The following is a 21,399-nucleotide window of genomic DNA, read 5'->3' as shown; positions in this document are numbered from 1 at the left end:
TCGCCCCTGAATCTCAACCCACAATTCCCGCCACGTTGGCCGGAAGGACAGACGGGCCTCCGGCTTTTGTGCTCCGGCACGAATACCGGGGGACCGGGATCGGACAGGGTGATGCATCACTCCCACCCATCCTGAAGTTCCGCTTCTGGAGTCCTCGATGAAACACACCCGAACCACCATGGCGGCGGCCCTGTCCCTGCTGCTCGCCACGACCGGTTGCGCCACGACCGGCGGCTCCGCCCCGGACGGCGACACCTTCACCATCACGTCGTCCCTCGCCCCCGGCGCCCTCGACCCCTCGAAAGCGATGGCGGGCGGCACCAACCTCCTGCTGTCCATCGGCTACGACACCCTGGTCTCCAGCGACGAGCAGGGCAGAACCGTACCGGGGCTCGCCGAGAAGTGGCAGGTGACGCCCTCTTCCGTGACCTACACCCTCCGTAAGGGCATCACCTGCTCCGACGGGTCACCGCTGACACCGAGCACGGTCGCCGCGAACGTCGCCTACGACACCGACCCCGCCAACAAGTCGCTGCTCTACGGCGTCGTCGTGCCCGTGGGCCTCACCGCCACGGCCGACGACGCCGCCCGCACCCTCACCCTGGCCACGCCCCAGCCGTTCAGCTTCATCCTGGAGAGCTCCGCGATGATGTACATCGTCTGCGGCAAGGGCCTCACCGACCGCAAGCTGCTCGCCCAGGGCATGTCCGGATCCGGCCCGTACGAGCTCGCACAGGTACGGCCCGGCGACCGGTACACCTTCCGGCTGCGCAAGGACTACGCCTGGGGTCCCTCGGGCGCCACCTCGGCCGGCATGCCGGAGAAGCTGGTCGTCAGGGTGGTCGCCAACGAACAGACCTCCACCAACCTCATGATCGGCGGTGCCGTCAACGCCGCATTCGTCCAGGGGCCCGACCGGGCCCGGCTCAAGGCCATGCCGGACATCCGGACCAAGGACGTCTACAGCGGCAATGCCCAGTTCCTCTTCCAGCAGAGCGAGGGCAAGCCGACCGCCGACCCGGCCGTCCGCAAGGCGCTGTCGATGGCGCTCGACGTCAAGGACCTGGGCCTGATGGCGTCCAGCGGCAGCGGCACCCCGCCCAACGGCATGGTGGCCGAGCCGCGCCCCTGCCCCAGCGTCGACTTCTCCCGCTATCTCCCGCGCTACGACGTCGCCAAGGCCAAGGCCACCTTGGACGCGGCGGGCTGGCGGGAGGGGGCGGGCGGCGTACGGGTCAAGGACGGGCGCAAGCTGTCACTGACGCTGCTGTTCCCCCTCGCTCAGGGGGAGGCCGGTACGGCCACCGCCGAGTACGCCGCCGCCGAATGGAAGCGCGTCGGGGCCGAGGTCAAGCTGCTCGGCGTCACCGGCGGCCGGCTCGACGACGCCATCAGCGGCACCCTCGACTGGGACATCGGCGCCCTGCCCATCGGCGTCCAACTGCCCTCGATGCTCATGGGCATCCTGTCCGGCCCCACCCCGCCCGACGGCGGCAACTTCACGCATCTGAGGAACGAGCGGTACGAGACACTCACCGGCCAGGCCCTCGGCACCCCGGGCGAGCCCGGCTGCGCGCTGTGGAACAAGGCCGAGGCATCGCTCGTGGAGAACAACGACATCATGCCGATCGTCAACCTCACCACCACGCTGGCGACCAGGAACGGCTCCCTGCGGATGCTCCCCGGTCTGCTGTACCCGACCACCATCCGGCTGCAGACGGAAGGCGAGTGACCCCATGTCTCCGAACAGTCAGGCCCAGCGCGCCCCGCGCGTCGCTCGACGCCGGCTCCCTATCGTCTTCCTGCTCCGAGCCGTGCTGCGATTGACGCTCTCGCTGGCCGTGCTGCTGGTGGCCTCGTTCCTGATGCTCCAGCTGATGCCCGGGGATCCCGCGCGCGCCGGCCTCGGCCCCGCCGCCCCGCCCGAGGTGCTCGCGAGGAGACGGGAGGCACTCGGTCTGGACGATCCGCTCCTGCACCAGTTCCTGGACTATGTCCGGCAGGTGCTCAGCGGGCACCTCGGGACCTCGTTCCTCACCTCGGAACCGGTGGGCGACGTCATCGCCGACCGGCTCCCCAACTCCGTCTCCATCGCCCTGCTTGGCGCGGCGCTCGCGCTGTGCGTCGCGATCCCGCTCGGGATGTGGGCGGCCGTGCGCACCGAGAACGGCCGCCGTCCGCTCACCCGGACGGTGTTCTCCGGCGTGACGGGAACGGCCAACTCGATCCCCGAGTTCCTCTACGCGATCGGTCTGGTGACGGTCTTCGCGGTCGGCCTGCGCTGGCTGCCGCCCGCCGGAATGGCAGGCCCCTCCTCGTACGTCCTCCCCGCGGTCGCCCTCGCGATCGGCCCCGCGGCGCTGCTCGCCCGTGTCTCCCGCGTCGAGACCCAACGCGAACTGGGCAGCGAGTACATGCGGCTCGCCCGAGCCAAGCGCCTTCCCGCCTCCCGGCTCTATCTGCGCCATCTGCTGCCGAACACGCTGACCGCGACCCTCACCATGGGAGGACTGCTGCTCACCGCGCTGATCACGTCGGGTGTGCTGGTGGAGAGCGTCTTCGCCTGGCCGGGGCTGGGCCAGCGCACGGTTGAAGCCATCACCCAGCAGGACTACCCGGTCGCCCAGGGCGTGGTCCTCGTCTACGGGGTGATCGTGCTGGTCGTGAACTTCCTCGTCGACCTGCTGATCGGCTTCCTCGACCCCAAGTCCCCCCTCAACTCGGCCCTCACGCCCGAGGAGGCATGATGCGACGCCTGCCCCGTACCGCGTCCGGCTGCGCCGGCCTCGCGATCGTCACCCTGATGGCGCTGCTGGCCGTCTTCGCCCCCATGATCTGGGGGGACGACGCCACTCGCTTCGACCCGTCGGCGATCGGCGAGGGCGCCTCGGCCGCCCATCTCCTCGGCACGGACGCGCTCGGCCGTGATCTGCTGGCCCGTACGCTCGTGGCCACCCGTTTCACCTTGCTCCTCGCGCTGCTGGCCACCGCCATCGGCACCGGCATCGGGCTCGTCCTCGGCACGCTGCCGTCCGTACTGCCACGGCGCGCCGGGCAGTCGGTCACCTCGGCCGTCAACGCCCTGGTCGCCTTTCCCGGGCTGCTGCTCGCGATGTTCACCGCGGTGATCGCCGGCCTCGGTGCGACGGGCGCGGTCCTGGGCATCGCCGTCGCGGTCGCGCCCGCGGTCGCCCGGCTGACGAACAATCTGGCGGTGTCGATCGCCACCTCCGACTACGCGCTCGCGGCCCGGATGATGGGCGTGCCCCGCCACCGCATCCTGCTCCGGCACGTCGTGCCCAACGTCGGCGAACCCCTCGTGATGACGGTCGCCCAGGCGATCGGCGGGGCGCTGCTGGGACTCGCCGGACTGTCGTTCCTCGGGCTCGGGGTGCAGCCTCCGTCGTACGACTGGGGCAGGCTCCTGTTCGACGCCTTCGGCCCCATCTACGTCACCCCGGTGGTGGCGGTGGGCCCGGCCGCGGCGATCATCCTGGCGGGACTCGGCTTCGCCCTGCTCGGCGACTCGTTCTCGGACGCCGCGGCGCGGCAGTCCGCGTCGGCCGGCGGCAGCGGCAAGGCCGCGGCGAAGGCGGAGGTTCCCTCGGCCGTACCCCGGGAGGAGGACCGAGAGTCGGTCGACGGCGAACCGGACGCGGCGCTGGACGTCCGGGGTCTGAGCGTCACCTTCCCCAGCGGGGCGCGCCCCGTGCGCGATCTGTCGCTGACCGTCCGGCAGGGCGAGATCGTGGGCCTGCTCGGGGAGTCCGGCAGCGGCAAGAGCCTGACGGCGGCGGCGATCGGCGGCCTGGTCCCGTACCCCGGCCGCGTGGACGCCCGTCGGCTGCGGCTGCACGGCCAGGACGTGGACGCGCTGCCGGAGAAGGAGCGCAGGAAGCTGCTGGGCACCTCACTGGCGATGATCTTCCAGGATCCGATGGCGTCGCTCAATCCGGCCCTCAGGATCGGTGGCCAGCTCGCCGAGGTCTCGGTCGTCCACCAGGGCGCCACCCGCACGGACGCGTGGCAGCGGGCCATCGACCGGCTCGGGCACGTCGGGCTGCCGGATCCGGAGCGGACGGCCCGGATGCATCCGCACCAGCTGTCGGGCGGCATGCGGCAGCGTGCCGTCATCGCGATGGGTCTGATGGGTGCGCCCCGGCTGATCATCGCCGATGAGCCGACGACGGCCCTGGACGTGACCGTGCAGCGCCAGATCCTGAGGCTGCTGCGTGAAGTGACCCGGGAGACCGGCGCGGGCGTGCTCTTCATCACCCATGACATCGCGCTGGCGAGCGAACTGTGCGACCGGGTCGCGGTGATGTACGCGGGGACGATCGTGGAGGAGCTGGAGACCTCCCGGCTCGCGGACGGCGCTCTGCACCCGTACACCCGGGCGCTGCTGGGCTCGGTGCCGACGATGGACACCGACCGTACGGTTCCGCTGACCGGCATCCCCGGCACTCAGCCGGCCCCCGCCGATCTGGGGCCGGGATGCACCTTCGCGGACCGCTGCGCGTCCGCGACCGATCAATGCCGCACGGAACGCCCGGTGCTCGTGGAGCACGCCGCGGGCCATCGCGCGGCCTGCTGGGAGGCGTCGTGAGAATCACCGATCTGACCGTGCGGTACGGCTCGCGCACCGTGGTGAAGGGGCTGGATCTGGAGATCCCGCCGGCGAGTGTGGTCGGTCTGGTGGGCGAGTCCGGGTCGGGCAAGTCGACGGTGGCTCGCGCGATCACCGGGCTGGTCCCGTACCAGGGCACGATCGAGGGTCCGGACCGGCGCAAGGTCCAGATGGTGTTCCAGGATCCGTACGGTTCGCTCGATCCCCGTATGAGGGTGGGCTCCTCGATCGCCGAAGGGCTGGCGGACCGGTTGTCCCGCGCGCAGCGGGCGGCGGAGGTGGAGCGGCTGCTGTCGCTGGTCTCGCTGGCCCCGCAGTACGCCGGCCGCTATCCGCGGGAACTGTCCGGCGGCCAGCGGCAGCGGGTGGCCATCGCGCGTGCGCTGGGGACACGGCCGGAGCTGCTGATCGCGGACGAGATCACCTCGGCGCTGGATGTCTCGGTGCAGGGCTCGGTGCTCAACCTGATCCGCTCGCTCCAGGCGGAGCTGGGCCTTTCCCTGCTGTTCATCTCGCACAATCTCGCGGTCGTACGGTACGTGTGCGATCGCGTCGCGGTGATGCACCGGGGACGGCTCGTCGAGGAGGGGCCGGTGGAAGAGGTGATGGCAGCCCCGAGCCAGGCGTACACGCGGGCACTGCTGGACGCGGTGCCGAGGCCGGCCACCGCCTGAGGCGGGGCGACGACATGAGCCGCCTGCCCGGACCGGGCAGGCGGCTCACGTCGTTCCTCTTCGCTTTCGCTCAGAGGGCGATCCACTCGGTGGAGGTCGTCACCTCGTCCAGGATCGCGGGCACCGGCTCCACGCCGATTCCGGGTCCGGTGGGTACGTCGAGGTGGCCGTCGGAGAGTGCGAACGGCGGGGTGATGTCGGTGGTGTCGTAGCGGCTGGACGCCGAGGTGTCGCCGGGCAGGGTGAATCCGGGCAGGGCGGCCAGGGCGACGTTGGCCGCGCGGCCGATACCGGTCTCCAGCATACCGCCGCACCACACGGCGACGCCGTGGGCCCGGCAGAGGTCGTGGATCCGGCGTGCTTCGAGGTAGCCGCCGACGCGACCGGGCTTGATGTTGACGATGGAGCAGGAGCCCAGCGAGATGGCCGCGGCGGCCTGTGCCGCGGAGTCGACCGACTCGTCCAGACAGACGGGGGTGGCGAGCCGGCGGGACAGCTCGGCGTGCTGGACGAGATCGTCGTCCGCGAGCGGCTGTTCGACGAGGAGCAGGCCGAACTCGTCGAGCCTCTCCAGGTGGCGCGCGTCGGCGAGCGTGTAGGCGGCGTTGGCGTCGACCTGGAGCAGCAGACCGTCACCGAAGCGTTCGCGTACGGCCCGTACCGGCTCCACGTCCCAGCCGGGGGCGATCTTCAGCTTGATCCGGAGGTAGCCCTCCGCGATGAACCCCGCGACGGCGTCGAGGAGTTCGGGAACGGAGTCCATGATGCCGACCGAGACGCCGCTCGGCACCCGGTTCCTGGTGGCGCCGAGGTAGGAGGCGAGGGACCGGCCGCTCGCCCGCAGCTCCGCGTCGAGGACCGCGCTCTCCAGAGCGGCCTTCGCCATCTGGTGGCCCTTGAACGGTTCCAGCGCGGCGGCCACCGTGTTCGCCCGGACGTCCCCCGGCAGCGCGGGAACGAGGAAACGGCGGAGTGCGGCGGCGGCGCCGTCCACGTACTCGGAGTTGTAGCGGGGCTCCGCCATGGCGACGCATTCGCCCCAGCCCTCGCCGTCCGGTGTCTCGACACGGAGCAGCAGGATGTCGCGGGCGGTCTGTTCGCCGAACGAGGTGCGGAAGGGAGCCTTCAGCGGCATCGCGATGCGGCGGAGTTCGATTCCGTTGATCTTCATCGGTTCTGTGACTCCATGGGGGGCAGGTGTTCCGGTCGGGAGAAGGACGCCGACGCCGGTCGGAGAGGGGCGCGGTCGACCACATAGCCGGTTCGACCGTGCAGGCCGGTGACCCGCGCGCCGTCGGCCAGCAGGCCGCCGAGCACCTCGCGGACCGCCAGCCGCCAGGAGGTGGCGGCGGCGGGATCGGTGCGGCGGAGGGCCTCGATGTCGGGCGGCAGCTCGACCAGTACGGTCGAGGAGTCCGTCGACAGCAGGAGCGGACGGCCGTCGCGGCCTTCGGCGAGTACGGACACGGGGGCCTCGGCGACGGCGACGCCGTGCCCGCTGACGCCGTGCCTGCTGACGCCGGGCCCGGTGGTGCGCACGCCCGAAGCCGCGGCGCTCACGTGCGGCGCGTGGAGATCCCAGCGGGCGAGCACGCGGTCGGAGTCGTCGCCGCCGTTGATCGCGTCCCGCATCCTGCCGTAGAAGCCGGAGTGGTACTCCTCCAGCGTCGCCCCCAGCTTGGTGAGGTTGAAGTACGCGTTGCGGCGGACCAGGGGGTCGAAGGTCCAGGTGATCCGGTCCAGGCCGCGGGCGAGGGCCCAGTCGCGCTGATGCTGCTTGAGGGCGAAGCCGATGCCCCGCCCCTGGTCCGCGCCGGTGACATGGGAGTGCAGTGCCAGGCCGGGAGGAGCGGAGAGGAATCCGACGGAGGCGCCGACGAGTCGAGTGCCGCGGTAGGCGCCCGCCACGTAGTTGCCCGCGTGGGACAGCGCGCGCATCAGTTCGACTCCGATGGGACCCTCACCCGGCGGGTACTGCCAGATGCGGCCGAAGAGCCGGTCGATGTCCCCGAGCTCCTCCACCCGGTGAACTTCGCGTACGGTCAGCTCACCGGGAATCGGGCCTGCGGCGGGCGTCATCGGGCACGCCCCAGTTCCGCGCGGAAGAGACGGTGGACGTTGCCGCCGAGGATCTTGCCGATGTCGGTCTCGGTGTGGCCGCGCCGGACGAGTTCCGCCGTCACCAGGGGCAGGCCCGCCGGACCGTCGAGCCCCGGCAGGGTGACGAGCGGGTCGATGTCGCCGAGATCGAGCTCCTCGCAGCAGGGCGGGGTGACGTCGAGAAGGACCTCGCGTACGAAGTCGGGCCCGATGCCGACATGGTCGATGCCCGCGACGGACGCCACGTGCTCGATGTGGTCCACCAGCTTCTCCAGGGTGCGGTCCTCCTCGGCCTCGGCGAGGAAGCCGGGGAAGAAGTTGACGCAGACGACGCCGCCCGTGGCGGCGACTCCCCGGAGCTGGTCATCGGTCAGATTCCGGTGGTGATCGTGGAGTGCGCGGGCCGACGAGTGGGTGGCCAGGAGCGGGCGGGTGGCCAGTTCGAGGACGTGGGCCACCCCGGTGGCGCCGAGGTGGGAGATGTCGAAGATCATGCCGAGTCGTTCCATCTCCGCCAGGGCCCGGACTCCGGCGGCCGTGAGCCGGGAGCCGGTGGCGTCCTCTCCGCTGCCGTCGGCGAGCGGGGTGCGGCTCCAGTGCGCGATGGAGGCGACGCGTACACCGAGGCGGTGAAGGGTGTGGAACAGCTCGACATCGGCATCGACGCCCGGCGCGCTCTCCAGGGCGAGCACGAGTGCGATCTTCGACGCGGCGAGAGCGGCGTCGATCTCGTCGCCGTCCACGCAGAGGGCCACGGTGTCCGGGTTCCCCTCGGCCAGGACGTGCGCGGTCTCGATCATCCGCAGGGTGCGGCGCAGCGCGCCTTCCGGGCGATAGGGGTCGTCGATGAAGACGGGCAGTACCTGGACGTCCACGCCTCCGGCCTGGAGCTGCGGCAGCCAGCGTTCGCGGAAGAAGTCCGCCCAGCGATGCGGGGGCCGCGCCGACACCGCCATCAGCAGATCGTTGTGGGTGTCGGCGACGACGGAGCGTCGGTGGAGATCAGCGGTCATGTCGGAGCCTTCCAGTGAGAGTTGGCCCTGACGCTAGGACGGCCGATGGGCCCACAGTTCATCCACGACGACGAAGAAAACGACCGCCTTCGTCGTCCGGACCGACGAGAGACGTCGAGATGTAATGGCTGTTACATCTAGCCATCGCGCTACTCGATATGTAACATCTGGGATGTCGGCGGAGATGATTCCGCTCGCTTCGGACGTCCGAGAGGGAACGACGTTGATCGACATCTCTGCGCCCCGCCGCGGGGCGACGGCGGTGCTGGCATCGTGCCCGCCCGCCAGGCCGGCAGATTCGGTGGGGCTCGCGACCCGGGAGGGTCACTACCCGGCCGAGCGCTCGGGCGGCCAGCAGCAGCGCGTCGCCATCGCCCGCGCCCTCGCCATGAAACCGAAACCGAAACCGATGCTGTTCGACGAACCAACATCGGCGCTCGACCCCGAACTCGTCGGCGACGTCCTCGACGTCCTCGACGTCATGCGCCGGCTCGCGGACGACGGCATGACCATGGTCGTCGTCACGCACGAGATCGGCTTCGCCCGCGAATCCGGTGACCTCGTGGTCTTCATGGAGGAAGGTGTCGTCGTCGAATCCGGTGATCCCCAACGGGTCCTCGCCGAGCCGGAGCAGGAGCGCACCCGTGCCTTCCTGGCGAAGGTCCTGTGAGCGCCCCGCTCCGGCAGCAGCGCCTCGACGAAGCGCTCCTGTCCCTGTCCCACGCGCACCAGGCCCGGTACCTGGAAGACCTGGCCGAACTCGTCGCCATCGACTCCGGCTCGTACAGCGCCGAGGGCGTCAACCGGGTCGCCGACCTGGTCCGTGCCCACCTCGAACGGCTGGACTTCTCCGTGGAACGCGTCCCGCTGCCACCGGCCCACCGGCACCGCACCGGGGATGTGCTCATCGGCCGCAAGCAAGGCCGCCTCGCCGTCGCCGACGGAGGCCGCAGACTCCTCCTCGCCGCGCACATGGACACCGTCTTCGACGACGGGGCAGCCGCCGAACGCCCCTTCTCCCTCAGCGGACCCCTCGCCCACGGACCCGGCGTCAGCGACGACAAGGGAGGCCTGGTCGCGGGCCTCGCAGCACTGGAGATCCTCGCCTCGGCAGGCATCGAGGACTACGCGGAACTCGTCTTCCTCGCCACACCCGACGAGGAGATCGGCTCACCCGCCAGCAGGCCGGTCACCCGGCGGGCGGCCGAAGGGGCGCACTACGCCCTCGCCCTCGAATGCGCCCGGGAGAACGGCGACCTGGTCATCGCGCGCAAGGGCGTGGCCGACTTCAGGGTCACCGTGACCGGTCGCGCCGCGCACGCGGGCATCGAACCCGAGCGCGGAGCGAACGCGGCCCTGGCCGCCGCCCACCTCGTCATCGCGATCCAAGCGCTGAACGGCACGTGGGAGGACGTCACCGTCAACGTGGGCGTCGTGCGCGCGGGCAGCCGCTTCAACATCGTCTGCCCCGAGGCGGAACTCCTCGTCGAGATCCGCTCGGCCACGGACAGGGACATGCGCGCGGCCACCCTCGCCCTGGAGGAGGTCGCCACGCGGCCCGTCGTCCCCGGCACCCGTGCCACCGTCGAGGAGGTCGCGTCCTGCCCGCCGATGGAAGACACGGCCGCGTCCCGCCGGATGTTCGAACGGGCCCAGGACATCGGCGTACGCCTGGGCCTGGCCTTCGGTGCCACGGCGACAGGCGGCGTGGGAGACGCCAACACCATCGCCGGCACAGGGGTCCCGACACTGGACGGCCTGGGACCGGTCGGCGGCGCCGACCACACCCCCGAGGAGTGGCTCGACGTCCGTACCGTCCCTGCCAGGGTCGCCCTGCTCGCCTCCCTCATCGCCGACCTCGGCGACAGCCGCGGCGACTGAGGCCGCCGCCATCGGGGCGCGGGGCCGCGAACGTGGCTCAGGCGTTCGGCGTTAGGCTCGGCGCGCGGGCGGCACGCCCGCCGACGACCCAGAAAGGAACCCGCGATGGCCTCCGGCGCACTCGCCGACGTGATCCGGCAGAAGCTGGGCGACCTCAGCCCGGCCGAGCGCAAGGTCGCCCGCGTCCTTCTGGCCAACTACCCCTCCGCCGGCTTCGAGACCGTCGCCGTCCTCGCCGAACGGGCGGGCGTCAGCGCCCCCACCGTCATCCGCTTCGTCAACCGGCTCGGCCACCGGGGCTTCCCCGACTTCCAGACCGCCCTGCGCGAGGAACTCGACGAACGCAACGCCTCACCCCTGTCCCTGTACGAATCCGCCGACCGCACGCGCACCGACGAGGCACCGGACGGCGAAGCGTCCCTGCTCGAACAGGGCGGCAGACTGTTCGGCGGCGCCGTCGCGCAGACCCTCGCCGAACTCCCGCCCCACGACCTGGAACACGCCGTCGCGCTCCTGGCCGACGGCAAACGCCGCATCACCCTGACCGGCGGCCGCTTCACACATCTCCTCGCCCAGTACCTCGGAACGCACCTCATGCAGGTGCGCGGCGACATCCGGCTCCTGCCCACGGGCGACGTCGAGCGGACCGCGCTACTCGGTATGCTCACCCGCCGCGACGTCCTGGTCGTCTTCGACTATCGCCGCTACGAGCAGGACAAGGTCACCATGGCCCGACTCGCCCTCGAACAAGGCGCGAAGGTCGTCCTGTTCACCGACCGATGGCTCTCCCCGGTCTCCGCGCACGCCGAGGTCGTCCTACCCAGCCTGGTCACGACACCCTCACCGTACGACAGCTTCGTCCCCACCCTCGCCGTCGTCGAGACCGTCGTCACCGGAGTCGTCACGACCCTCGGCGACGACGGCCTCGCACGCCTACGGCACACCGAGGAGATCGCACGGCGCCTCGGGCTGCAGTGACCCGCGGCACCCTTGTCGGTCTGACCCGCCACCGGCCTTGTGCGTACGGCGACTCAGTTGCCGATCCGGTCGGTCACCGGCGTGCCGCACTCGTCGTTGCCCAGGCCGGGCCCAGTGGTGCAGACCCAGAGGGTGATGGTTCCGTCACGGTGCTCGGCGCGCCTTCCTCCGCGCGCTCGGCATCCCCGGCGGTGCCGTGCCCGCGGAGCTGACGGACCGCGTCCATCTCTACCGCACGCTGCTGGCGGGCCAGCGGACGCTGGTCGTCCTGGACAACGCCGCCGGAGTCCACCAGGTGAGCGACCTCCTGCCCAGCGGGGTGCGCTGCGCGGCCATCGTCACGAGCCGGACCACCATGGCCGAGCTGTCCTGCCGCAGGCTCCCGCTGGGCGTACTCGACCACGCCGCCGCGGCCCGCGCGCGCGAGGAGGCGGACGCGCTGCGAGCCGGGGCAGCCGGTCCGTAGCCCGCGTCGGCACACGCGACCGCGTCGTAGCCCTCCCCTCGCCGAAGCGGTCCGGGCGTACCCGTCGATCGGACTACCCCGTCGATCGGGCTACCCCGTCGATCGGGCTACCCCGGCGTGCGGGTCGCGGTGGCCGGAGGTTGTCTGGAGAAGTCTCGTGCCACCCCACGAGACGCTCGCGACCGGGAGGCGCCAGGACATGCAGCCCCAGTTCAGGACGCGGAACATCGCGTCGGCCCGTGGATTCCTCTCGGTCGCCGAATGCGCCGACGTCATCGGGGCCATGGCACGGGCGCCGCGCGAGCCGGCCCAGATCGTCCGAGCGGGCGAGTCGATCCTGGACGAGTCGCTGCGCCTGTGCTTCGACCACCACTTTCCGGAGGACTTCAAGCGCCGCGTCGGCGAGCGCATGGCCTCCTATTTCGACGAGCATCGCGCGGCGTTCGACTCGGACGCTGACCATTTGTACGGCCCGTACTTCATGTCGTACGAGAAGGGCAGCTACTTCCGCGCGCACCGGGACGTGGCCAACCACAAGGACGATCCGCCCCGGCTGGCCGCCCACCGGTGGTCGCTGCTGCTGTACCTCAACGGGCGCGACGGCGGCGAGGCCCTGCCGACGTTCGACGGCGGCGCGCTCACCGTCTACGAGACCGACCCGGGGCTGCGCGACCGACGGGTGGTCGTGGTGCCCGAGCCCGGCATGCTGCTGATGTTCCGCTCCTCCCTGATGCACGAGGTGGCCGGCGTGCGCGACGGCACGCGGTACGCCGTCGCGGGGTGGATGTCCCGTGCCGACTCCCCGGCTCTCGGAGGCCCGCGATGACCCACCACGCTCCCGCGAACGAGTCGGTCCGGCTGGCGGTGACGAAGGAGCCCGACATCGAGACGCGGATCGCGCTCGCCGCGTTCTGCCGACGCAACCGGTATCCGTACCTCTATACCGAGGTCCTCGAACCGCTGCTGTCCCGGGGCGGCCTGGTGCTGGCCCTGGCCACGACGGAGCGGCCGTGGCCGCCCAGGGGCATCGGGTCGCGGACCGTCGAGGCCGTGGGCATCGCGATGATCGGCAGCGAGAACCGGGCCCATCTCACCCCCGTGCTGACCGACCGGCGCAACGCCACCAACATCGGCCTCGTCGGTGCCGTGACCAAACAACTGCTGGAACACCTGCGCGAGGCGAACGCGCCGTCGGCCGGATATCTGGTCCGCCAGGGCGACCGGGCCCTCGAACGCGCGCTGGAGCGGGCCGGTTTCACCGAGGCCGACTTCCAGTCGTCCACCGACTTCGCCGACTACCTGGAATTCGCCGCGGCACCCGGGCAGGTCCTCGACGCCCTGAGCCTGGGCCGGCTGCGGCTCGGCGACCTCCTGGCACTCGTCCTGGACGGCGGCGAGCTCGACCGGCTGAGCGCGTACCACTTCGCACTGAGCGCCGGACTCACGGCCTATCTGCAGGACTCGATCCGGTACGCGGCCCTCCTGCCGGGGCTGATCGACCTGATCGCCACGTCTCCTCCCGGAGGCGTTCCGCCCGGCACGCCCGGCCCCCCGGTGGAATGATCCGCACGGCGTCCGGCGCGGAGCGGGGGCCGCTCGGGCGCCCGGTGACCGTGTCGCTCGTGATCGCGAGCCTGGACGAGGGCGCGGAGCTGCACGAGACCCTGAGGTCCCTGTTCGCCGGGTCGGACGTCGCCGACGAGACCATCGTCGTCGACGACGGCGGCACCGACGGCAGTTGTGCCGCCTTGGAGACGGAGGAGTGGCGCGCGCGAGGGGTCGTGGTGCACCGCATCCCGCGCGGCGGCGTCGCGGCGGCCCGCAACGCGGGCGCCCGGCTCGCCCGGGGTACGCACCTGGTGTTCCTGGACGCGCACTGCCGGCTGGAGCGGGACTGCCTCGGCCGGCTGCGGGCCGCGCTGGCCACCGGACCCGATGCCGTCCTCGCACCCGCCCTGCGGGACTTCGGCGCCACGGAACTGGGCTGCGGCGCCCGCCTCGTCGACGCCGATCTACGGGTCCGCTGGCTGCCCCCGGGGCCGGACGGAGCCCCGTACCCGGTGCCCATCGCGCCGGGCGGCTGCCTGGCGGTGCGGCGGGCGGTGTTCGAGGGGCTGGGCGGCTTCGGGGCCTTTCGCGAGCTGGGCCTTGAGGACGTCGACTTCAGCCTGCGGGCGTGGCGCGCCGGGATCGACGTACTGGCCGTCCCGTCGGCACGGCTGGAGCACCGCTTCCGCGCGTACCCGCCGTACCGCCTGAACTCCGCGAGCCGCGCCTACAACGTGGCGCGGCTGGCCCTCGTCCACTTCGACGGCTCGCGCCGCGAGGAGTGCCTGCGCAAGGTGATCGGTACGCCCAGGGCCGCCGAGGTGCTCGTCGAGGCGTTCACTGGCGACTGGGAGGCGCAACGGGGCGTCGTCACGGCGACGAGCGTACGTTCCGCCGAGGCGTTCTTCGAGAGGTTCGGCGACTGGAGGTGAGGCAGGCCCTCCGCACGTCACGGCCTGGCGGCCTCCGTCTCCCCCGGCCCCTTCCGCTGGTGGCGTGCCGCTGGGGCGGGACGGGACGGAGCCGCTCCGGGCGGCGCGGGCGGTGTCAGGCGGAGGTGGAGCATGGCCTCGAAGCGGGCCGCCGGGTCGGTGGGATCGAAGCCCGACACCTGTACGAGGCGTTTGAGCCGGTAGCGGAAGGTGTTGGAGTGGACATGGACCGCGGCCGAGGCGGCGATGACATCGCCGAAGTTGTCGAGCCAGGCGGCGAGCGTCTCGGTGAGCGCGCTGTGGTGTTCGGCGTCGTAGGCGCGGAGACGGTTGACGGGATCGTCGGACGGATGGGCGTCGATGTGGACCTGGTCGGCGAGATCGAGGAGCAGGGAGGGCAGGTAGACGTCCTTGAGCGCGGCGGAGCGGTGGGGAGTGCCGGCGGCGGTGAGCACGCGCAGGGCGCGGTCGGCGTCGGCGCGCGAGCGGGGAAGGTCGCTCGGGTCCGCGGCGAGCCGGCCGATCCCGATGACGGCCGGGACTCTGCTGCCCGCCCGGGAGAGGAACGCGTCGGCCACGCGGGTGGCCGTCTCGACGGAGCTGCCCGGCAGCACGGCGTACGTCACATCGCCGAGGTACGCCGTGGCGGTCCGGGGATGGATCGCGGAGAGGTGGAGCGCGAGCGCCTCCGCGGTGCGACGCGCCGTGGCGAGCAGGTCGGCGGCGGCGATGTCGTCGCCCAGCAGCGCGAGTGCCAGGACGCAGGACGGCTGGTGGGTCAGGCCGAGCCGGGCCGCGGCCCGCGGCGCGGCGGCACCGCCTTCGAGGACGGTGGCCACGAGATCGGCGCGCAGCCGGTGGCCGACGTCCTCACCGGCCCGGCGGCGCAGCAGATGCAGCGCGGCGACGTTCGCGGCCTCGGCGAGGGCGCGTTCGCCGTCCGGGCCCAGGCGGTCCCGGATGATCACCCAGATGGAGCCGAGGATCTCCCCGCCGGCCCGGACGGCGATCGCCGCCCGTGGCTTGTCGTGCGGTCCGGCGACGTACAGCACACCCTCGTTGCGGTAGAGGGCGTGGAAGGCGCCGCGCGCCTCCAGATCGCGCAGCTTGTCGGCCGGCACCTGGCGGTCCAGGACCGTCGTGATCCGGGCCGGGTCGCCCTCGTCCTGACGGCTGGAGAAGGCGAGCACCTTCCCGCCGCGGTCCTCCACCGTGACCGGACCGTCGAGGAGCGCGGCGATCGCGTTCGCCAGGGCGAACAGATCGCCCGAGAGGGGGTCGCCCCACGCCGCGTCGCCCGGCTCCTCGTCCGCGAAGTCGTCGACGGCCAGCAGGCCCCGGAGCAGCGCGGCCGCCTGGGCCCAGGAGGCGCCCGGGGTGAGGCCGAGGACGGGGACTCCGGTGTCCTCCGAGGCCGCCGTGACCGTGTCGTCGACGGCCACGGGGGACCGGACGACGACCGCCGCCGCACCGAGCGCGGCCGCCTGCCGCGTCAGCGCGGCGACCGAGGCAGCGCCGGCGACACCGACGCCGAGGACGACGGCACCCGGCCACCGCGCGGGTTCCTCCAGAGGATCGTGGATGAGTACGCCGCGCACGGGACGGGACGGGTCCGGGGTGCCGGCGGCGAGTTCCACGAGGGTCGACCCGAGATCGGTCAGGACCCGCCCGAGGACGACCGGGGCCGCCGGGGTCATCGTCCAGCCCCCGCGGAAGCACGGAGCGCGTCGACCGCGATCCGGGCCGCCCGGCCGATGGCCCGGTCCGCCTCGGGATCGATCTCCTGGGGTGTCGCGGCCCGGGTGAACACCGCGACCGCGTAGCGGCCGCCGTCGCGGTGCTCGACGACTCCGGCCTCGTTGCGCCAGCCCGGCAGGGTGCCCGTCTTGCCCGCGACCCGGTAGTCGTCGCCGAATCCGGACGCCAGCCGGTGCGGCCAGATCTGGCGTGCCATCACGTCCCTCACCTCGCGGCAGGCCGCGGCCGGGCCCGCCTCGTCCCGCCAGATCTGGACCAGGAGCGCGGCTGTGTCACGGGCGGTGGACCGGGTCGTGCGCCCCGGCACGCACACCGAAAGGCGCATGATCTCCTCGGCCGGAAGAGCGGCGAGAACGGGCTGGGCCTCGGCCAGGGAGGCGGCGCCGAGATCGGCGAGCAGTGCCCCGACGATGTCGGAGCAGCCGCCCACCAGGTGGGTGTCATGGCGACCGAGAAGGGCGAGGAGCTCGTTGACCCGGTCGAGCCCCACGCGGCGCAGGACGACGTCGGTGGCGGCGTTGTCGCTCATCGTCAGCATCATGCCGACGAGGTCGCGCAGACTCATCTCCACCGGGTCCGCGCAGCCGGAGACACCGATGCCGCCGTCGCGCAGCCCGAGGGGTACGGGGTGGCGCTCGGTCCGGTCGAGCCGGCCGGCCTCGGCCTCGCACGCGTACGCCAGGGCGATCGGGATCTTGAAGACCGAGGCCAGTGCGACGGGGGTGTCCTCGTCGAGTCCGACGGCCGCCGGGCCGTCGATGTCCCGGGCGAAGAGGTGTCCCCGGAGGCCGGCTTCCGCGAACATGGTCCGCAGTTCCCGAGGGGCGGTCGCGGTCGTGCGGACGGTGCTCATGGCGTGATCCATTCGGTCGACACGGTGACGTCGGCGAGAAGACCGGGAACGGGCGTGACGCCGAGCCCCGCGCCGTGGGGGACGTCGAGGTGTCCGTCGCGCAGGACGAACGGTTCGGTGATGTCCGTACGGAAGTAGCGGCCCGACGCCGAGACGTCGCCGGGGAGGGTGAAGCCGGGGAGGGCGGCCAGCGCCACGTTGGCCGCCCGGCCGAGCCCCGTCTCCAGCAAGCCGCCGCACCACACCGGCACACCGTGCGCGGTGCTCACGTCGTGGATCCGACGGGCTTCCAGGTAGCCGCCGACCCGGGCGGGCTTGATGTTGACGACCGCGCACGCGCCCATGGCGATGGCGTCCGCCGCCGAGCGGGCGGACACGACCGACTCGTCGAGGCAGACCGGGGTGCGCAGCTGTCGCGCGAGCTGGGCGTGCGCACGCATGTCCTCCTCGTCGAGCGGCTGCTCGATCAGCAGCAGGCCGAACTCGTCGAGGCGGGCCAGATGGGGTGCGTCGGCCAGGGTGTACGCCGTGTTCGCGTCGACCTGGAGCGGCACGTCCGCGCCGAAGCGCTCGCGTACGGCGCGTACGGGTTCGATGTCCCAGCCGGGCTGGATCTTGAGCTTGATACGGCGGTAGCCGTCCTCCAGATACCCCTCGACCGCGTCGAGGAGCTCGGGGACGGAGTCCATGATGCCCACCGAGACGCCCGCCGCGACGCGGTCGGCGGTGGCGCCGAGCCACGTGGCGAAGGACAGCGAGCGGGCTCGGAGCCAGGCGTCCAGGACGGCCATCTCCACGGCGCTCTTGGCCATCCGGTGCCCCTTGAAGGACGCCAGCGCCGGGGCGACGGTCCACGGCGTCACCTCAGGCTGGGCGAACAGGGCGGGCAGCAGGTGGCGGCGCAGGACGTCGGCGGCCGCGGCGGTGTACTCGGCGGAGTACACCGGGGAGGTCATGGTGGAGCACTCGCCCCAGCCGTCCCCGGCGGTGGTCTCGATCCGCAACAGCAGCAGGTCACGTGTGGTCTGGGTGCCGAAGGACGTCCGGAACGGCGACACCAGGGGCATCGCGATCCGGCGCAGTTCCACTCCGGTGATCTTCATGCGTCAAACTCCAGACGTGGTGACAGGACGTACCAGCCGTCCCGGGTGAAGGTGGTGACGGTGTGTCGCCCGCCGGCCATCAGGCCGCCGAGGACGTCGCGCACGGCCAGCCGCCAGGCGGTGGCGGCCGCGTCGCGGCCGGTCCTGCGCAGCGCTTCGATGTCGGGCGGGACGCGGACCAGGACGGTCCTGCGGGACCAGTCGCCGGGACGTTCACCCCGGACGGGCCGGCCGTCGGTGCCGATGTCGAGGGCGACCACGGCCGGTTCTCCGGCGCGCTCGCCGCCCGGGGCGGGGCGGGCCGCCGGTCCGGCGGTGAGAGCCCAGCGCACCAGCAGCCGGTCGGAGTCGGTGCCCGCGTTGACCCCGTCCCGCATGGCACCGTAGAAGTTCGGCAGGTACTCCGTGGGCACGGCGCCCAGCTTGCGGAGGTTGAAGTAGGCGTTTCGGCTGATCAGCGGGTCGTACGTCCACGTGATCGTGGTGATGCCGCGGGCGAGCGACCAGGCACGCTGGTGGAGTTTGAGCGCGAAGCCGATGCTGCGGCCCCGGGCGCCGTCGTCGACGGCGGCGACGTGGGAGTGGAGTCCGGCCGTGGACAGCAGCCCCAGGCACGTGCCGATCGTCCGGCCGTCCTGCTGGACGGCGACGACGTAGCTGCCGGAGTGCGCCAGCACCAGCAGCAGTTCCGGAGTGATCACGGGGTTGTCCGGTGCCGGGCGCCACACCCGGTGGAGCAGGTCGCGCGCCTCGCGCATGGCGTCGAGGTCGTGCAGCTCGCGGAGGGTGACCCCGGCGGCCAGCGCGGCGCGCTCGGCGAACAGCACGGCGGAGCCCAGCTCCTCCGTGGAGGCGGTGCGCGGGCCGGCCATCACGACCACCCGCGCAGCTCGTCCACGAGCGCGGCCACCAGAGCGGCTCGTGCCGGGATCTCGGCGACGACGACGTGCTCGTCGTCGGCGTGCGCGCCGCCGCCGACCGCGCCAAGGCCGTCCAGGGTCGGGGCGCCGACACCGGCGGTGAAGTTGCCGTCGGAACCGCCTCCGACGGCCGCGCCCCGCAAGGCGCCCAGGCCGAGGGCCGTGTTCAGTTCCTCGGCCAGGGCGAACAGCGCGGCCGACGAACCGGCCGAGAGCGGTGGCCGGTTGAGGCCGCCGTTCAGGATGAGCCCCGCGCCGTCCAGCGTGCACGCCAGGCCGCGCAGGGCGGTGTCGACCCGCCACTGTTCCCGCTCCGTGCGGGCGCGGACGTCGATCTGGAGGGACGCCGTGTGGGGCACGGTGTTGCGGGTCGTGCCGGCGCCGGCGACGGTGGGCGTCACGCTGGTGCCGGCGGCCCGGTCGGTCAGAGCGTCGACGGCGAGGATCTGATGGGCCAGCTCCGTGGTGGCGTTGACTCCTCGCTCCGGCTCCAGGCCGGCGTGCGCGGCGCGCCCGGTGATCGTCAGGTCGTACAGGGAGGCGCCCTTGCGTTCCGTCTTCAGCGCCCCGTCCTCGGCGGCCTCCAGGACCAGGACCGCGCCGGTGCGGCGGGCCTCGTCCTCGATCAGGGCGCGGGAGTCGGCGGAGCCGCCCTCCTCGTCGGAGGTGACCATGACGGTGACCCCGTCCAGGTCGTCGAGGCTCGCCAGGGCGTGGAAGAGCTGCACGAGACCGGTCTTCATGTCGAAGCAGCCCGGCCCGGTGAGGATGCCGTCCGTGACGGCGAAGGGGTGGGTGGCCAGGGAGCCGACCGGCCAGACGGTGTCGAGGTGGCCGAGCAGCAGGACCCGGTCGCCGCTGCCGAAACGCCAGCGCAGGTGCGGTCTGCCGGTGTCCTGGAGCCACTCGGGCGACTGGCCGGTGAGCCGGGTGCCGAGCGCGGCGAGGACCGTGGCGCAGTGGACGACGGCGGCCAGGTCCGACGTCGGGGATTCCGCGGTGACGAGGGCCTCGATGTCGTCGATCATCTCGGGGAGCCGCGCCCGCAGCCGGGCGACGGCGGCCGGTGCGGCGGAGCGCGGGCGCGCGGGGGTGTGGGGGCGGTCGGTGGAGGGGTTCATCTCAGCTCACCTTCGGAGTGGCACGGCCGCCGTGGTGCACGAAGCGCGAGCCGTCGGGCAGGGTGAAGAACGCGACCGGCATCCAGCCGCCGTCGTCGGGGCGTCTGGCCACGAAGGTCCCGGCCGCCAGGGGCCGCAGGCGCAGCTCGGTCTCGGGCCGCTCGGCGAGACCGGCCAGGATCCCCGTGAAGCGGTCGCGCAGGAGCAGTCCGCCATCCTGCTCGACCACCTCGATGCGGGTGGAGCTGCGCTCGTACACGCCCGTCACGTCGGCCGGGGCCGCGGCGGAGTGCCCTTCGGCGGGGAGCAGGGGAGCCGGCATGGACACGCCCGCGAGGTCGCGGGTGATCTCCCGGAACAGCTCCGCGTACAGGGCGCCGGTGCTGCCGCCGTTCGCGAACAGGCAGATCGCGAGCCCCACTTCGGGCAGCACCCGCAGATACGCGTTCTGCCCGATGGTGCTGCCGTCGTGCCCGTACACCGCGAGTCCGTCCCACTCGTCGAGCGCCCAGCCCAGACCCCAGGCACGGCCGGACGGGTAGGGGCAGGGCAGTTCGACCTGCGGGCTCTGCATGGCCCGCACGGAATCGCGGCTCAGCATCCGGGTGCCGTCGCCCGCGGAGCCGCCGCCCAGATGGAGACGGACGAAGGACAGGACGTCGGCGGTGGTGGAGCAGATCAGACCGGTCGGGCCGGTGGAGCGCCCCATCGCCCACTCCGCGACGACCCGCGGGGGGTCGCCGTAGTGTCCCGTCGCGGCGCGGTGGCGCAGGACGTCCTCGGCCAGGGTCGCGGTGTGGGTGAGGCCGAGCGGCCGGAAGAGCCGGTCGCGCATCAGCGCGTCCCAGGTGATGCCGGTGACCCGTTCCATCACTCGGCCGATCAGCGTGTATCCGGCGTTGCAGTACGACATGGTGGCGCCGAGGGGATGGCTCGCCGGCAGGTCGGCGAGCAGCTCGGCGTACCGCTCCAGACAGTCGTCGCCCCGGCCGGTGTCCGGGAAGAAGTCGCCGTCGATGCCGCTGGTGTGGGAGAGCAGATGGCGCAGCGTCACGTGTCGGGTCAGGTGCGCGTCGCCCAGGCGCAGCTCGGGCATGACCTCGATGAGGGGGCCGTCCAGGGTCAGGGCCCCCTCGTCCACGAGACCCATGGCCGCGGTGGCGGTCCACACCTTGGTGAGGGAACCGATCTGCCACAGCGTGTCGGTGGTCGCCTCGATGCGGGCCCCGGCGTTGGCGAGGCCGGTGACGGCCTCGATCTGCCGCCCCTGGTACCAGATGCCCAGGCCGGCTCCGGGGACGGAGTGGCGGGCGGCGAGTTCGGTCAGACGTGCGCTCCAGTGGGCTGCGTCGGGCGGGTTGGTCGGTTTCACGGTCACGATGAACTCCTGTGGGGCGCGCGGATGGCGCGGAAGACGGGTGCCGG

The 21,399-nt window shown here is 72.4% G+C and carries 19 protein-coding genes and 1 pseudogene; 11 read left to right on the top strand and 9 right to left on the bottom strand.

Annotation, left to right across the window (positions count from 1 at the left end; translation table 11 throughout):
• The first annotated feature begins 157 nt into the window (after nucleotides 1-157).
• From ABTZ54_RS33060 to ABTZ54_RS33045, 4 genes are read left to right on the top strand one after another with little or no spacing between them, the layout of a single operon-like run.
• Nucleotides 158-1,732 carry an ABC transporter substrate-binding protein gene (locus ABTZ54_RS33060; RefSeq protein WP_351670635.1) on the top strand — a complete coding sequence of 525 codons (1,575 nt, stop codon included), beginning with the start codon at nucleotides 158-160 and terminating at the stop codon, nucleotides 1,730-1,732.
• Between the two features lie 4 nt (nucleotides 1,733-1,736).
• Nucleotides 1,737-2,747: an ABC transporter permease gene (locus ABTZ54_RS33055; RefSeq protein ID WP_351670632.1), complete on the top strand. Its 1,011-nt coding sequence runs from the start codon at nucleotides 1,737-1,739 to the stop codon at nucleotides 2,745-2,747.
• Nucleotides 2,744-4,606, top strand: coding sequence for a dipeptide/oligopeptide/nickel ABC transporter permease/ATP-binding protein (locus ABTZ54_RS33050; RefSeq protein ID WP_351670629.1), 1,863 nt, complete (start codon nucleotides 2,744-2,746; stop codon nucleotides 4,604-4,606). The genes ABTZ54_RS33055 and ABTZ54_RS33050 overlap by 4 nt, the downstream gene beginning before the upstream one ends.
• On the top strand, nucleotides 4,603-5,301 hold the full coding sequence (locus ABTZ54_RS33045; protein ID WP_351670626.1) for an ABC transporter ATP-binding protein: 699 nt from the start codon (nucleotides 4,603-4,605) through the stop codon (nucleotides 5,299-5,301). The genes ABTZ54_RS33050 and ABTZ54_RS33045 overlap by 4 nt, the downstream gene beginning before the upstream one ends.
• A 70-nt stretch (nucleotides 5,302-5,371) precedes the next feature.
• Here ABTZ54_RS33045 and menC (ABTZ54_RS33040) read toward each other — a convergent pair whose 3' ends face one another.
• Genes menC (ABTZ54_RS33040) through ABTZ54_RS33030 form a run of 3 tightly spaced genes read right to left on the bottom strand, consistent with a single transcriptional unit; the run spans nucleotide 5,372 to nucleotide 8,414 of the window.
• The gene (menC, locus tag ABTZ54_RS33040) at nucleotides 5,372-6,472 is read right to left on the bottom strand and encodes an o-succinylbenzoate synthase (RefSeq protein WP_351670623.1); all 1,101 of its coding nucleotides are present in this window, start codon (nucleotides 6,470-6,472) and stop codon (nucleotides 5,372-5,374) included.
• The gene (locus tag ABTZ54_RS33035) at nucleotides 6,469-7,380 is read right to left on the bottom strand and encodes a GNAT family N-acetyltransferase (RefSeq protein ID WP_351670620.1); all 912 of its coding nucleotides are present in this window, start codon (nucleotides 7,378-7,380) and stop codon (nucleotides 6,469-6,471) included. Before ABTZ54_RS33035 ends, menC (ABTZ54_RS33040) begins: the two co-directional genes overlap by 4 nt.
• On the bottom strand, nucleotides 7,377-8,414 hold the full coding sequence (locus ABTZ54_RS33030; protein WP_351670617.1) for a dipeptidase: 1,038 nt from the start codon (nucleotides 8,412-8,414) through the stop codon (nucleotides 7,377-7,379). The genes ABTZ54_RS33035 and ABTZ54_RS33030 overlap by 4 nt, the downstream gene beginning before the upstream one ends.
• Nucleotides 8,415-8,700: 286 nt before the next feature.
• Here ABTZ54_RS33030 and ABTZ54_RS33025 point away from each other — a divergent pair.
• From ABTZ54_RS33025 to ABTZ54_RS32995, 7 genes and pseudogenes are all read left to right on the top strand, one after another.
• A pseudogene (locus tag ABTZ54_RS33025) lies at nucleotides 8,701-9,084 on the top strand (ATP-binding cassette domain-containing protein); the annotation flags it as partial.
• Nucleotides 9,081-10,295, top strand: a complete 1,215-nt coding sequence (locus ABTZ54_RS33020) for a M20 family metallopeptidase (RefSeq protein WP_351670614.1) — start codon at nucleotides 9,081-9,083, stop codon at nucleotides 10,293-10,295. The pseudogene ABTZ54_RS33025 and the gene ABTZ54_RS33020, both read left to right, overlap by 4 nt.
• Before the next feature lie 105 nt (nucleotides 10,296-10,400).
• Entirely contained in the window at nucleotides 10,401-11,273 is an 873-nt protein-coding gene (locus tag ABTZ54_RS33015; protein WP_351670611.1) for a MurR/RpiR family transcriptional regulator, read from the top strand.
• 196 nt (nucleotides 11,274-11,469) lie between these two features.
• Nucleotides 11,470-11,739 (top strand): hypothetical protein, encoded by a 270-nt coding sequence (locus ABTZ54_RS33010; protein ID WP_351670609.1) that lies wholly within the window; start codon nucleotides 11,470-11,472, stop codon nucleotides 11,737-11,739.
• A gap of 199 nt (nucleotides 11,740-11,938) precedes the next feature.
• Nucleotides 11,939-12,565: a 2OG-Fe(II) oxygenase gene (locus ABTZ54_RS33005; RefSeq protein WP_351670606.1), complete on the top strand. Its 627-nt coding sequence runs from the start codon at nucleotides 11,939-11,941 to the stop codon at nucleotides 12,563-12,565.
• On the top strand, nucleotides 12,562-13,302 hold the full coding sequence (locus tag ABTZ54_RS33000; protein WP_351670603.1) for a hypothetical protein: 741 nt from the start codon (nucleotides 12,562-12,564) through the stop codon (nucleotides 13,300-13,302). Before ABTZ54_RS33005 ends, ABTZ54_RS33000 begins: the two co-directional genes overlap by 4 nt.
• Entirely contained in the window at nucleotides 13,299-14,219 is a 921-nt protein-coding gene (locus ABTZ54_RS32995; protein ID WP_351670600.1) for a glycosyltransferase family 2 protein, read from the top strand. The genes ABTZ54_RS33000 and ABTZ54_RS32995 overlap by 4 nt, the downstream gene beginning before the upstream one ends.
• 17 nt (nucleotides 14,220-14,236) lie before the next feature.
• On the opposite strand, the gene ABTZ54_RS32990 is transcribed toward ABTZ54_RS32995, so the two are convergent.
• From ABTZ54_RS32990 to ABTZ54_RS32965, 6 genes are all read right to left on the bottom strand, one after another.
• Nucleotides 14,237-15,916, bottom strand: coding sequence for a PucR family transcriptional regulator (locus ABTZ54_RS32990; RefSeq protein ID WP_351670597.1), 1,680 nt, complete (start codon nucleotides 15,914-15,916; stop codon nucleotides 14,237-14,239).
• Entirely contained in the window at nucleotides 15,913-16,830 is a 918-nt protein-coding gene (locus ABTZ54_RS32985) for a serine hydrolase (protein ID WP_351670594.1), read from the bottom strand. The genes ABTZ54_RS32990 and ABTZ54_RS32985 overlap by 4 nt, the downstream gene beginning before the upstream one ends.
• Nucleotides 16,827-17,933, bottom strand: coding sequence for an o-succinylbenzoate synthase (gene menC, locus ABTZ54_RS32980; protein WP_351670591.1), 1,107 nt, complete (start codon nucleotides 17,931-17,933; stop codon nucleotides 16,827-16,829). The genes ABTZ54_RS32985 and menC (ABTZ54_RS32980) overlap by 4 nt, the downstream gene beginning before the upstream one ends.
• Nucleotides 17,930-18,805, bottom strand: a complete 876-nt coding sequence (locus ABTZ54_RS32975) for a GNAT family N-acetyltransferase (RefSeq protein ID WP_351670588.1) — start codon at nucleotides 18,803-18,805, stop codon at nucleotides 17,930-17,932. Before ABTZ54_RS32975 ends, menC (ABTZ54_RS32980) begins: the two co-directional genes overlap by 4 nt.
• Nucleotides 18,805-19,881: a M20 family metallopeptidase gene (locus tag ABTZ54_RS32970; RefSeq protein ID WP_351670656.1), complete on the bottom strand. Its 1,077-nt coding sequence runs from the start codon at nucleotides 19,879-19,881 to the stop codon at nucleotides 18,805-18,807. The genes ABTZ54_RS32975 and ABTZ54_RS32970 overlap by 1 nt, the downstream gene beginning before the upstream one ends.
• 94 nt (nucleotides 19,882-19,975) lie before the next feature.
• Nucleotides 19,976-21,352 carry a serine hydrolase domain-containing protein gene (locus ABTZ54_RS32965; RefSeq protein WP_351670585.1) on the bottom strand — a complete coding sequence of 459 codons (1,377 nt, stop codon included), beginning with the start codon at nucleotides 21,350-21,352 and terminating at the stop codon, nucleotides 19,976-19,978.
• Nucleotides 21,353-21,399: the final 47 nt, after the last annotated feature.

The organism is Streptomyces sp. NPDC094032 (genome assembly GCF_040303965.1).
In the GTDB taxonomy this organism is placed as follows: Bacteria; Actinomycetota; Actinomycetes; order Streptomycetales; family Streptomycetaceae; genus Streptomyces.
Note: the sequence above shows the minus strand (reverse complement) of the source record. Positions and strands in the feature narration are given on the sequence as shown.

Coding starts and splice junctions, on each gene's coding strand:
- ABTZ54_RS33060 (WP_351670635.1), top strand. CDS start 158: ATGAAACACACCCGAACCACCATGGCGGCGGCCCTGTCCCTGCTGCTC.
- ABTZ54_RS33055 (WP_351670632.1), top strand. CDS start 1,737: ATGTCTCCGAACAGTCAGGCCCAGCGCGCCCCGCGCGTCGCTCGACGC.
- ABTZ54_RS33050 (WP_351670629.1), top strand. CDS start 2,744: ATGATGCGACGCCTGCCCCGTACCGCGTCCGGCTGCGCCGGCCTCGCG.
- menC (WP_351670623.1), bottom strand. CDS start 6,472: ATGAAGATCAACGGAATCGAACTCCGCCGCATCGCGATGCCGCTGAAG.
- ABTZ54_RS33035 (WP_351670620.1), bottom strand. CDS start 7,380: ATGACGCCCGCCGCAGGCCCGATTCCCGGTGAGCTGACCGTACGCGAA.
- ABTZ54_RS33030 (WP_351670617.1), bottom strand. CDS start 8,414: ATGACCGCTGATCTCCACCGACGCTCCGTCGTCGCCGACACCCACAAC.
- ABTZ54_RS33015 (WP_351670611.1), top strand. CDS start 10,401: ATGGCCTCCGGCGCACTCGCCGACGTGATCCGGCAGAAGCTGGGCGAC.
- ABTZ54_RS33005 (WP_351670606.1), top strand. CDS start 11,939: ATGCAGCCCCAGTTCAGGACGCGGAACATCGCGTCGGCCCGTGGATTC.
- ABTZ54_RS33000 (WP_351670603.1), top strand. CDS start 12,562: ATGACCCACCACGCTCCCGCGAACGAGTCGGTCCGGCTGGCGGTGACG.
- ABTZ54_RS32995 (WP_351670600.1), top strand. CDS start 13,299: ATGATCCGCACGGCGTCCGGCGCGGAGCGGGGGCCGCTCGGGCGCCCG.
- ABTZ54_RS32990 (WP_351670597.1), bottom strand. CDS start 15,916: ATGACCCCGGCGGCCCCGGTCGTCCTCGGGCGGGTCCTGACCGATCTC.
- ABTZ54_RS32985 (WP_351670594.1), bottom strand. CDS start 16,830: ATGAGCACCGTCCGCACGACCGCGACCGCCCCTCGGGAACTGCGGACC.
- menC (WP_351670591.1), bottom strand. CDS start 17,933: ATGAAGATCACCGGAGTGGAACTGCGCCGGATCGCGATGCCCCTGGTG.
- ABTZ54_RS32975 (WP_351670588.1), bottom strand. CDS start 18,805: ATGGCCGGCCCGCGCACCGCCTCCACGGAGGAGCTGGGCTCCGCCGTG.
- ABTZ54_RS32970 (WP_351670656.1), bottom strand. CDS start 19,881: ATGATCGACGACATCGAGGCCCTCGTCACCGCGGAATCCCCGACGTCG.